The sequence below is a fragment of the Olleya sp. ITB9 genome, assembly GCF_001315805.1.
GTDB classification, from domain to species: domain Bacteria; phylum Bacteroidota; class Bacteroidia; order Flavobacteriales; family Flavobacteriaceae; genus Olleya; species Olleya sediminilitoris.
This window is the reverse complement of the sequence record NZ_BCBW01000038.1, coordinates 20113-32339: the sequence shown is the minus strand read 5'-3', so window position 1 is coordinate 32339 and position 12227 is coordinate 20113. Positions and strand designations below refer to the sequence as shown.

General features: G+C 32.6%; 11 protein-coding genes. 4 read left to right on the top strand and 7 right to left on the bottom strand.

Annotation, left to right across the window (positions count from 1 at the left end; all coding sequences use genetic code 11):
* The first annotated feature begins 1 nt into the window (after position 1).
* Positions 2-625 carry a hypothetical protein gene (locus ITB9_RS10790; protein WP_028288768.1) on the top strand — a complete coding sequence of 208 codons (624 nt, stop codon included), beginning with the start codon at positions 2-4 and terminating at the stop codon, positions 623-625.
* A 263-nt stretch (positions 626-888) separates the two neighbouring features.
* Here ITB9_RS10790 and ITB9_RS10785 read toward each other — a convergent pair whose 3' ends face one another.
* Positions 889-2577 carry an ABC transporter ATP-binding protein gene (locus tag ITB9_RS10785; protein WP_054852230.1) on the bottom strand — a complete coding sequence of 563 codons (1689 nt, stop codon included), beginning with the start codon at positions 2575-2577 and terminating at the stop codon, positions 889-891.
* 182 nt (positions 2578-2759) lie between these two features.
* Here ITB9_RS10785 and ITB9_RS10780 point away from each other — a divergent pair, with 182 nt between their 5' ends.
* Positions 2760-5297 (top strand): immunoglobulin-like domain-containing protein, encoded by a 2538-nt coding sequence (locus ITB9_RS10780; RefSeq protein ID WP_054852229.1) that lies wholly within the window; start codon positions 2760-2762, stop codon positions 5295-5297.
* Positions 5298-5373: 76 nt separating this feature from the next.
* On the opposite strand, the gene ITB9_RS10775 is transcribed toward ITB9_RS10780, so the two are convergent.
* The 5 genes from ITB9_RS10775 to ITB9_RS10755 are packed head-to-tail and all read right to left on the bottom strand — an operon-like array spanning position 5374 to position 9376.
* The gene (locus ITB9_RS10775) at positions 5374-6087 is read right to left on the bottom strand and encodes a 3'-5' exonuclease (RefSeq protein ID WP_028606704.1); all 714 of its coding nucleotides are present in this window, start codon (positions 6085-6087) and stop codon (positions 5374-5376) included.
* Between the two features lie 5 nt (positions 6088-6092).
* Positions 6093-7256, bottom strand: a complete 1164-nt coding sequence (locus ITB9_RS10770; protein ID WP_054852228.1) for a serine hydrolase — start codon at positions 7254-7256, stop codon at positions 6093-6095.
* Positions 7257-7308: 52 nt separating this feature from the next.
* Positions 7309-7827 (bottom strand): DUF4442 domain-containing protein, encoded by a 519-nt coding sequence (locus ITB9_RS10765; protein WP_054852227.1) that lies wholly within the window; start codon positions 7825-7827, stop codon positions 7309-7311.
* Positions 7827-8300: a methylated-DNA--[protein]-cysteine S-methyltransferase gene (locus ITB9_RS10760; RefSeq protein ID WP_054852226.1), complete on the bottom strand. Its 474-nt coding sequence runs from the start codon at positions 8298-8300 to the stop codon at positions 7827-7829. Before ITB9_RS10760 ends, ITB9_RS10765 begins: the two co-directional genes overlap by 1 nt.
* A 2-nt stretch (positions 8301-8302) precedes the next feature.
* A complete protein-coding gene (locus tag ITB9_RS10755) occupies positions 8303-9376 on the bottom strand; it encodes a CNNM domain-containing protein (protein WP_054852225.1) in 1074 nt (357 codons plus the stop codon).
* 108 nt (positions 9377-9484) lie between these two features.
* Between ITB9_RS10755 and ITB9_RS10750 the strand changes: the two genes are divergently transcribed.
* Both ITB9_RS10750 and ITB9_RS10745 read left to right on the top strand, forming a co-directional pair.
* Positions 9485-9907 (top strand): hypothetical protein, encoded by a 423-nt coding sequence (locus tag ITB9_RS10750; RefSeq protein ID WP_054852224.1) that lies wholly within the window; start codon positions 9485-9487, stop codon positions 9905-9907.
* A gap of 17 nt (positions 9908-9924) precedes the next feature.
* Positions 9925-11196, top strand: a complete 1272-nt coding sequence (locus tag ITB9_RS10745; protein ID WP_054852223.1) for a hypothetical protein — start codon at positions 9925-9927, stop codon at positions 11194-11196.
* A 39-nt stretch (positions 11197-11235) separates the two neighbouring features.
* Here the strand turns inward: ITB9_RS10745 and hemB are convergent, their stop codons facing one another.
* A complete protein-coding gene (gene hemB, locus ITB9_RS10740) occupies positions 11236-12225 on the bottom strand; it encodes a porphobilinogen synthase (protein ID WP_054852294.1) in 990 nt (329 codons plus the stop codon).
* Positions 12226-12227 lie beyond the last annotated feature (2 nt).

Here is a 12227-nt window from a genome sequence, read left to right as displayed (position 1 = left end):
GATGCGAATTAAGACTCTTGCTAATCAATATGTAGAATATGTCTATGATGTTAGTAGAAATCATGAATCAATTCAAGACAGATTTGTAAGAAATACAACTATTGCTTTAGATTTTTTGGTCAAAAGTAGCGCGCTTACTATTGCCTTTAAAGAGGATGGTGTTGAGAAAAAAACAGACATTATTGATATTTTGGTTTCAGATGTTGACAATGATATTACAATAATTCCTAGTAATAAAAATGCATACAGTCCTAAGTACAATACCATTTTATTTTATGATACACATGGTATTGTGTTTAGGAAAAATCATAAAAAGAAATGGTTTAGAAGTAATAAAGGATACAATTCTCCTGTATCCTTATTATCGCATGAGTTAATACATTGCTATAATGAGTTGTACGATACTGAAGATTATTTAGAAAGAAAAAGAAATCATGCCTCAAAAGGTAGAAAAATTGATGCTGATGGTCGTGATTTATCGTTTCCTAATGCAGAAGAAGTGTTTGTTATTAAAATGACTAATCAAGTTGCTTCTAGATTAGGTGAGGATAGACGATCTAATTATGGTAGAAGTTATTATCCTACACGTGGTGTTTTGAGCATTAAAAGAGCAAAAAAGACTTAAAATGTTAAAAAAACATGTATTTCGTCGAATTATAGTGCTTTTAAACTTCTTTGTTTAAAAATGCTTTGTATGTTTACAATCCCAAACCTAACCAATAACACTAATCTAAGTTTACCATGACTTAGCCTAAATGTTATACTTTTTTGTCTCAAATTTATCAAAAACTTGACCTAACTATGTTTTTTAAAAATTTAATAAGAAAAATAAAAACCACTACTAGCTTAATTGGTAACATTATATACTTAACTAAAAAAGTATTTATGTTATAATCCTTTCGGAATAGCTTCAATTAATTTTTTAGTATAGTCTTTTTTTGGCGTATTGTAGATGGTATCTGCGTCGTCTAATTCTTCAACTTCTCCTTTATTCATAACCAATAGCTGGTCACTCATGTATTTAACTACTGCTAAGTCATGTGAGATGAATATATAGGTAAATCCAAAGTTTTCTTTTAATTCATTTAAAAGGTTTAAAACCTGTGCTTGGACAGAGATGTCTAAAGCAGATACAGACTCATCACAAACGATTAACTTAGGCTGCAAAGCTATTGTGCGTGCAATACCAACACGTTGTCTTTGTCCACCAGAAAATTCATGAGGATATTTATTAAAAACTGATGCGTCTAATCCAACTCGATTTAAAATTTCAAGTGTTTTCTGTTGTCTTTCTATATTTGTTTTATATAGATTATGGACTTTCATAGGTTCCATAATGGCATTACCAATTGTTAGTCTTGGGTTTAATGAGGCATAAGGATCTTGAAAAATTATCTGAATATCTTTTCTTATAGCAATAGTTTCTGCTTTACTTAAATCTGTTATGTCTTTTCCGTTATATAATATTTGTCCTTTGGTGGCTTTGTCTAATAATAATATTGCGTTACCTAAGGTTGATTTACCACAACCAGACTCACCTACTAGTCCTATTGTTTCGCCTTTATATAACTTAAAACTTACATTCTTTACTGCTCTAAAGGTTTCCGCTTTAGCGAAAAAACCTGATTTTGAAAGGTATTCTTTTTCAAGATTATTAACTTCAAGCAAAGGTGGATTAGCATACAATTTTTCATGCTTTTTTTGACGCATGTTTTGTGTTACGACTTCTGATGAAACTTCATTATTTAAAACATCAGCGATGGTTGGAAGCGTTTTAAGCCTAACATCTAAAGCAGGTCTAGATTGTATTAGTGCTTTTGTATAACTGTGTTGAGGATTATTAAATATGGATTGTACGTCATTTTGCTCAACTATTTGTCCTTTGTACATGACTAATACTCGATTAGCAATTTCGGATATTAGACTTAAATCATGAGTAATAAAAATAATACTCATTTTAGTTTCTGTTTGTAAGTCTTTAAGTAAGTTAATAATATCTTTTTGTACGGTAACATCTAATGCTGTAGTGGGCTCATCTGCTATAAGTAACTCTGGTTTGCAAGCAATAGCCATAGCTATCATTACGCGTTGTTTTTGACCTCCTGATATTTCATGAGGATAAGTTTTATAAACACGTTTTGGGTTTGGTAATTTTACTTTTTCAAATAAAAGTAAGGTTTCCGTTTTGATCTCTTTTTTATTGAGATTAGTGTGTTGCTGCAATATTTCTTCTACTTGTTTTCCACAGGTCATTGATGGATTAAGAGAACTCATGGGTTCTTGAAATATCATAGCTATTTTGCGTCCTCTAATAGTTTGAAACGTTTTATTGCTTATTTGTGTTAAATCTTGAGATCCAAATTGAATAGAGCCTGAGTTTATAGTCGAAATTGTGTTTGGTAGCAATCCTAAAATAGCTAAAGACGAAACGGATTTACCAGAACCAGATTCGCCAACAATTCCGACAATTTCATTTTTAAAAACTGAGTATGAAATATCGTGTATTATTTGTTTTTCAGAAGCGTTGCTTTTGAAACTAATTGATAGGTTTTTTATGTCAAGTAAAAGGTCGCTCATATATAGTAAAAATAGCTAATTTAATAGTTTTTGTTGTGGTTAAAACCACACAATTTGTCGAATGTTTTAAAATATTGTGTTTTTAATCGAAAAAAAATCAAAATAAATTAATTTTTTGTTAAAATATTAATACTTTTCTTGAATAATATTTATTAATAGTATTAATTAATTAACCATTTAACATGAAAAAAACAATTACATTAACTTTTCTAAGTTTCTTTTTTGCTTGTTCTGTGTTTGCTCAGCAAGACAGAAATTGTAGCACTATGGAAAACTTAGAATATCGAAAACAATTGGATCCTACCCTTGAACATAGGATGAACCAAATTGAAGCTTTTACACAGCAAAAAATGGCACAACCAGAAAGTGCCAGAGTTGACGGAAGCATAATTACTATACCTGTTGTAATACATGTATTGTATAGAAATAGTACAGAAAACATTAGTGAGGCTCAAATCCAGTCACAATTAGATGTTTTAAACGAAGATTTTAGACGTACAAATCCAGATGCAGACAATGCATGGTCACAAGCAGCAGATACCGAAATTCAGTTTTGTTTGTCGACTGTAGATCCTAACGGAAATGCGACAACAGGTATTACTAGAAAACAAGTAACCCGTCAAGATTGGGGAACTTCAGATGACATGAAAAGATCTTCAACAGGAGGTGTCAACCCTTGGGACACTTCAGAATATCTAAATATGTGGATTGTGCCTTTAATGACTAGTCAAGGAGGAACAATATTAGGTTACGCTCAATTTCCAGGCGGTAGTGCTGCTACTGATGGAGTTGTTATGGGTTACAATTATTTTGGACGTGTAGGTAATGTTAGCGCGCCTTTTGATGGAGGACGTACAACGACGCATGAAGTTGGGCATTATTTAAACCTAAGACATATTTGGGGAGACTCTAATTGCGGTAATGACTTTGTAAGTGATACACCAACACATCAAACTTCAAATGGTGGTTGTCCAATAGGACAAGTATCTTGTGGATCCACAGATATGGTACAAAACTACATGGACTATACTAATGACTCTTGTATGAACTTATTTACTCAAGGTCAAAAAGCACGTATGCGTGCTGTTTTAGAAGCTGGAGGAGTAAGACGCTCTTTAGCTTTATCTGATAAATGTGGAGGAGGTGGAACCACTCCAACTTGTACAGATGGTGTACAGAATGGAGATGAAACTGGTGTAGATTGTGGTGGATCATCTTGTGCGCCATGTCAAACAGCTTGTAATGATAATGAAATTAATGTGTCTATTACTTTTGATAGTTATCCTGAAGAAACAGCTTGGACTTTAGTAAACGCAAGCGGAACTACAGTTGCTTCTGGAGCATACTCTTCTGCTAATGCTGATGGATCAACAGTTAACGAAAGTTATTGTTTACCAAATGGATGTTATGACTTTGTTATAACTGATGTTTATGGAGATGGTATATGTTGCTCTTATGGTAACGGTTCTTACAGTGTAACTAATGGATCTACAACGTTAGCTTCTGGAGGATCATTTACTAACTCTGATTCTACTAATTTTTGTTTAGGAAGTGTAGCAGATACAGTTAAGCCAGTAATAACATTAGTTGGTGCATCAACCATTAATTTAACTGTTGGAGATACTTATACTGAATTAGGTGCTACAGCTACAGATAATATAGATGGTAATATTACGTCTAGCATTGTAATTTCTGGTACTGTAAATACAAATACAGCAGGAACTTACACTAGAAACTATAATGTAACTGATGCTGCTGGTAATGCGGCTAATCAAATATCAAGAAGTGTTGTAGTTAGTCCTGCAAATACATCAGGATGTTCTGGAGCTATAACTTCGTTTCCGTATAGTGAAGGATTTGAATCAGGATTTGGGGCTTGGACACAAGGTTCTGGAGATGATTTTAATTGGACAACTACTAGTGGAGCAACTCCTTCTAGCAATACAGGACCATCAAGCGCAAGCTCTGGTTCTCAATACGCATTCATGGAATCTTCAGCACCAAATTATTCCACTAAACGTGCTATATTAGTCTCTCCTTGCTTTGACTTATCTGGAGTGTCAAACGGTACTTTTAATTTTAAATACCATATGTATGGAGCAACTGCTATGGGAAGTTTAAGTTTAGCTATAAGTACAAATAATGGATCTTCATGGTCTACTGTTTGGTCGCAATCAGGTAATCAAGGTAATGCTTGGTTAGATGGTAGTGTAGATTTATCATCTTATTCTGGAGACTCTATTCAGTTAAGGTTTGATGGTACTACAGGTACAACATGGCAAGGTGATATGGCAGTAGATGCAATTAGTTTAACTAATGGATCTGCAGATAAATGTGCTGGAGTTCCAGAATACGTTAGTACTCAAACTTACGTAGTTGGAGATCAGGTAGTCTACCTTGATACATTATATGAAAGAACAGCTAGTGGATGGACCAACTTAGGGTCTTGTGGTACAGCAAGATTGTCTAATGATGGTTTTGTTCAATATCTAGGTGTAGATATTTCTATTTATCCAAACCCTGTTAAAGGCAATATGTTATTTGTAAAAGCTAATATTGAAAACTTACCATTTACGGTAGTTAATATGCTTGGACAACAAGTTGCAAAAGGTATCACAACTTCAAACGGAATAAACGTCAGTAAATTAGAAGCTGGTTTATACTTAATTCAATTTGAAGTTAACGACACTATTGAGACAAGAAAGTTTGTAAAAGAATAAATCTTGTTGGTAGTAAATTAATCAACCAAAAAAAAAAGCCTCAACTTATGTTGAGGCTTTTTATATATCATAATTTTTAAACATGTATGATTTCATCATCATTTAAAATTGAATCACCACGTAGTCTCAAAAATATTTGAGCGACTGCTATGGTGTCTTTTTCACAATAAGTAATGATTCTATCTATATCATTAGTTTGGTAATATACACTGTAGACTTCGCTTCCGTCTATATCATCTTTAGGCGATGGTATACCAAGAACATTGGTCATTAATTTTAAAGAAGTGTAGGTTTTGTAATCGCCAAATTTCCATAATTCCATGGTGTCTAAATGTGGGACTTCCCATGGTTTTTTACCAAATAAATTTAATTTATAAGGTAGCTCTATGTTATGGATAATCATACGTCTTGCTATGTACGGAAAATCAAATTCTTTACCATTATGTGCACAAAGTAAATGTTTAGCTTGGCTAAAATGAGAAATTAAAAGGTTTTTAAATTCGACTAAAAGTTTACGTTCTTCACCATAAAAAGAGGTGGTTCTAAATAAACGTGTGTCTCCTTGAATAGTAAAATAGCCAACCGAAATACATATTATTTTTCCAAATTCAGCCCAAATCCCAGCACGATCATAAAATTCTTCAGCTGTAAACTCTTCCTTACGTTGGTAACGTGATTTGGCTTCCCAAAGGTCTTGTTTGGTTTTATCTAAATCCGAAAAATTCTCGGTTTCAGGAACAGTTTCAATGTCTAAAAACAAGATGTTTTCAAGGTTGAGTTTGGTAATCATTATGCTTATTTTGTAGAGTTAGTTTCCATCATTTTATAAGCTTCATCAATATATAAAGCAATATCATTTGTGAAAATTCCAACACCAGCATCTGGTGATTTTTGATGTCCTAAACGCACAATAATCACATTGTCTTCTGGCTGTACAATTACGTATTGTCCAAGGTGTCCACGCATCATGACAAAGTCTTTTCCGTTTTGGTTTTTTCTCCACCATCCATAACCATACTCTGGACTAGCAGCAAAACGAGGTTTTAAGGATTTTGCAACAAAAGCAGAGTCTAAAATTTGTTTACCATTCCATTTTCCATGGTCTTTATATAATTTTCCGTAACGCGCAAAATCTTTAGCGTTACTAGCTATACAGCAGTACGCTTTTACCAAATCGTCTTCTTCACTATCTAATTGCCATAAAGTTGAGTTTTCGCTTCCTAAAGGTTTCCAGAAGCTTTCTTCTAAATAGTTATACATTTTTTTACCTGTAGCTTTTTCAATAACCATAGCTAGCATTTGTGTGTCTCCACTAGAGTATTTAAAAGCTTGTCCTGGTTGTGTTACCACTTTCAAGCCATTCATTACTTTTTGTAAATCGTCATCAAAATAGGCACGTGTAGTAATAGATAAAGGCGAATAGTAAGCTTCGTCCCAATTAGTACCTGAGGCCATACTACTTAAATCACCAACAGTCATTTTTGCTGCATCACCATCACAAAAGGCTGGTAAAAAGTCACAAACGGGTTGGTCTAAACTTTTAATGTGACCTTCCATTAATGCTTTACCCATTAATCCGGAAACATAACTTTTAGCCATCGAAAATGAGTTGGTTTTAGAGTCTTTATTGTAACCATCATAGTAGTTTTCAAACCAAATACTATCGTTTTTTATTATAACATAAGCTATAGTTCCCCAATCTTTGTTTGCTTTGTCTAGTGTTGAGGTTTCTTTAACCGAATTATAATCCTTGTGATTTGGCCAAGGTTGAGGTGTACCATTTTCTATAACTTGGTTGTCAAACTTTTGGTAATCATCTAAAAAAGCAGTCGTGTGACCACGCATGTAAATTGTACGTACTGCTTTTATTAAATAGTCTGTGTCTGTTATGTAAAGTGTTGCAATTAATAATGCAAAAAGTACCACAAGTACTTTTAATAGCTTTTTTAAAAATTTCATTGATTTAATTAGTTTAGAACTTAAATATAATGAAATAATAAATTAATGCTAGTTATTTTGCTTTTCTTGCAGCTAGTTTTTGTTTGTAGTAGTCTTTTTTTGCTATGTATAAAGTCTTAGTAAATTCGGCTATCACTTCCTTTTTGTCATTAACCAAATTCATGGTTTTGATAATATCAACTTGCTGTTTAGTTTTTAACTTAGTCTTTAAGGCTTCAATTTCTTCTTCTGTAAAAATAAACTCACCATAAATAGTGCTTTTTCCTGGACGTTTATACTTTGCAGTTACTGCTTTGTCCCAAACCACATAGTCTTTACCTAGTATTTGTATTAATTGTATCATGTAAATTGGGTCTGTTGCAGATAACATACTGCCACCAAAAATTGATCCAGCATAATTACGGTTTTTCCAATTTAGTTTTAATCGGATTTTTACGTAATGTAAATCGTCGCTAACTTCTGTTATTTTGGCAGTGGTACGTTTGTACATTGGTGACCAGTTAAAACCATATTTGTAGATGGTTGATGGTTTTACAAATCGTGTTAAAAATTCGGTTGCAATTTTATACATTAAAATAAAGATTGTTGTTTGTTTGGACTTTCGTGATTAAGTAGCCATTGTTTGCGATGTAATCCTCCAGCATAACCTGTTAAACTACCATCACTACCTATAACTCTGTGACAAGGTATTATAATCCATAACGGATTTTTACCATTGGCATTAGCAACTGCTCTGATAGCTTTTGGGTCTCCTAATTGTTTTGAAAGCTGAAGATAGGACGTTGTTTTGCCATGAGGAATAGTTTGTAAAGCATTCCAAACCTTATTTTGAAAATCTGTGCCTTTTGGGTTTAGCTTTACGCTGAATTGTTGACGTAAACCTTTAAAATATTGGTTTAATTGAAGGACACAATCCTCTAAAACTTTGGGTATAATAGTGGTTGTTTTTTCTTCTGTATTTAATACAACTACTGATGCAATACCATCTAAATCACCCGTTATTTTAGTAAAGCCTAAAGGCGAATTGATAATGCATTCTTCCATTGTTATTCCGGATTTTTTTCTTCTATAATGCCAAGTTTTTTAGCTCTAGCTTCCCAACTTTTTCTAGCCAGACTTTGTAAGTCGCTAACATTATCGCTTTCATCCATGATTTCCATTCCTAAAAGTGTTTCAATAACGTCTTCCATGGTAACAATACCACTAACGCTTCCATACTCGTCAACCACCAAAGCCATGTGGTTTCTAGTCTCTACTAATTGTTCAAATAAAGTAGGTATTGCTAAATCACGATTAACAATAATGATATCTCTTTTTAGTTCTGATAATTGTTTACTACCATTACCTAAAGCCATTTCTTTAAAAATTTCGTCTTTTAAAACTAAGCCTTTAATGTTGTCTTCAGTTTCAGCATATACAGGTATTCTAGAAAATCTTAGGTTCATATTTCTGTTAAAAAAATCTTCAACAGTAGTCGTTTCGTTTTCAGATTTCATGACAGTACGAGGTGTCATTACGTTTTTTGCAAAAACTTCTTTAAAAGTTAAAAGGTTTTTAATAATCTTACTTTCGTTACCTTCAAAAACACCTTCTTCGTGTGCCATGTCTGCCATAACCAAAAAGCCTTCACGACTTAAAACACTTCCGTGACCTTTACCACCAATTAGCTTTGTAGTTAGTTGCATTAGCCATAATAAACCAGTCCATTTTAAAGGGAAAATTAAAATGTTTAGAGCTGTTGTTGTAAAACCAGCTAAACCTTTCCAATAGGTTGCACCAATGGTTTTAGGTATAATTTCTGAAGCAACTAATATTAAAATAGTCATTACTGCAGACACAATAAACACTCCGTAACCACCTTCACTTCCGTAAAGTCCTTCAGCTTCTTTACCAACTAAAATTGCACCAACCGTATGTGCTATTGTATTTAATGTTAAAATAGCAATTAATGGTCTGTCTACATCTTTTTTTAGTTCTTCTAAGTTTTCGGCGAAAGCCCTACCTTCTTGTTTTTTAACATTAATAAAAGTTGGTGTTACACTTAAAAGCACTGCTTCCAGTATTGAACATAAAAATGAGAAAAAGATCGATATTACTCCGTAAAATATTAGTAAAGCCATTAATTAAGTATAAGTTTTTGTAAAAATAACCATATTTTTTTTAACTTGGTAAGTATAAATGTAACCTAATTTGTCTAATATAAAGTTTGATTTAAAAAATAGTTAATTATGGATGAATTTAAAACCAAATTAGATAATCAAACCCTAGACATTAGTGTGACTGTGTCCAGTGATGCACTTATGGATGGTTCTAGTAAAATATTTATAACCATTTATCATGAAGACCATCCACGACGTTGGCGAAAAATTGATGCCTTTCAAGATGATAATAATGTGTTTTCTGCTAGCATTGAAAAATCTAGATTAAGTAAACGTCCAATTTTAAAAATTAGAACTAATTTTATTGTCGATACTATTGACTTAAAAGACGCTATTGTAAAAATGTCTACTTGCAATTACTTGTTAAAAGATGAATTGAATGAAGCAAGTTTTACTTCAAACTATCAAGATAATGAAAACGAGTTTGATCTAGGTAAATCAGACGATGAGACCTTTAGTATTTCCAAAAAAATACATATTGAATTGACTTAATATTTAAATTAATCGCTATGAAAATTATTAAATTTTTACAATTCATTCCTTTACTGTTTTGTGTCATTGGATTGGCTCAAGAAACTACTTCTATCAACGATTTTAATTTTGAAAGTACAACTAATCCTGCCTTTACTTTATTAGACGAAACACCAACACAAATCAATACACCTGATAATTTAAAAGCACTAGGTTTATATCTTTCTAATGGTTTTTCTAACACTAATATTGCATTAGAGGTCAATCCCTATTGGCTTATAGATTTTAAAATTAAAAGAACATATCAGGATTACAGAGGCTTAAAAAACAACCAAAATAATAAGAGTTATATAGACCCTTTTATTGGCTTAAAAACTAACTCATCTTTATCAATTGGGTATTTAGAAAAGCAGTTTGAAGGTTTTGAAACCGATAAAAAAACCATTGCTATTGGTTACAGAACGACTATTCTACAGTTTTATAACGCTAATAGAATTGAGAATATTAAATCTGCAATACAACAAATAGATAATGGTGTTACAGATCCAATACATAAGTTGTTTGAAGAATTTTTAGCTGGTGAAGGTGTTAACTTTCCTGGTAGTGGTAGTTGTAATGCATTAGCTACTGATCTGGAATTAAAGTCTAAATACGAAACTTTAGCGGATGATTTTTTGTTTAGAGTTTTAGATCAGCAAGATCCTGACGATCCAGACCCTTTGGCAACTCGTGCACATGCAGTTTTATCTGCTTTAGATAAGTTAACGATTACAAAAGAAGTATTAGTTGCTAATTATTTTAAAGACCGTTGTAGTAATATAAAAAGCTTTGTAAATAACCCTAAAACCATAAAACCTATTTTTAGATTAGATGGAGCAGTTGCTTATAGTTTGTTATTTAAAGAAAACGAAATAAGTACTGATACAGCTAACAGATTTGGTGCTTGGTTAACTGCAGATTTTGCTGTACAGTTTAACACTGAAACCTACTTGCATTTTTATGGTATTGGTAAATATGTTGATGACGAATTTAATATTAATGAATCAGGTCTTTATACAAAAGAACATTTTTGGGACTATGGTGGAAAATTAGAGTTAGAACTGAAAAAAATTAAATTTTCTTACGAATATCTAAAACGCTCTTTAAATGAGGATTTGTATAGATCTGTAGGTAATATTAGCTACCAATTAAACACTAGTTTAAGCCTAATTGGAGGTTTTGGTAAAGATTTTCCTGTTACAGATAATTTAGTAACGGTTTTAGGTATAAGTTGGGGTTTAGATGGAGGTATTAACTCTATATTTAATTAAAAAGGTTTAACAACACATAGTTGTTAAACCTTTTTTAAGTTATAATAATAATTTTACCACATCTTTTGCAAAGTAACTTGCTATAACATCTGCTCCTGCACGTTTGATTGCTGTAATTTGTTCCATCATAACAGCATCATGGTCTAGCCAACCTTTTTCGGCAGCAGCCTTAAGCATCGCATATTCACCTGATACTTGATACACAGCTACTGGTACGTCAACTTCGTTTTTAATTTCTCTAACAATATCCAAATAACATAAGCCTGGTTTTATCATAACAATATCTGCTCCTTCGTCTATATCCATTTCTGTTTCACGTATGGCTTCAAAACGGTTAGCGTAATCCATTTGGTATGTTTTTTTGTCTTTTGGGATTTCTTGAGCATCTACAGGAGCAGAGTCCAACGCATCTCTAAACGGTCCATAAAAAGCAGATGCATATTTGGCAGAATAGCTCATAATACCAGTATCTGTAAAGCCATCGTCTTCTAAGGCTTCACGGATTGCCAAAATACGACCATCCATCATATCACTTGGAGCTACAAAATCTGCTCCAGCTTCCGCATGCGATAAACTCATATCAGCTAAAACTTCAACTGTGTCATCGTTCATTACTTTTCCATTTTCAATTATTCCATCGTGACCATATATGGAATATGGATCTAAAGCAACATCAGTCATTACTAACATATCTGGACATGCGTTTTTAACCGTTTTAATTGCGCGTTGCATTAACCCTTCAGGATTTAATGCTTCAGTACCTTTGTTATCTTTTAAATTATCAGGAACTTTTACAAATAGTAATACCGATTTTAGTCCAAGTTTCCAAAGCTCTTTAACTTCGGCTTGTAATAAATCCAAGCTGTAACGATAATAATTTGGCATTGAAGCAATTTCTTCTTTAACACCATGTCCTTCCACAATAAAAAGTGGTACTAAAAAATCGTTTGGAGATATTATAGTTTCTCTTACTAAGCTTCTAATAGCTTCGTTTGTTCTTAGTCTTCTATTTCTTTTAATCGGATACATAA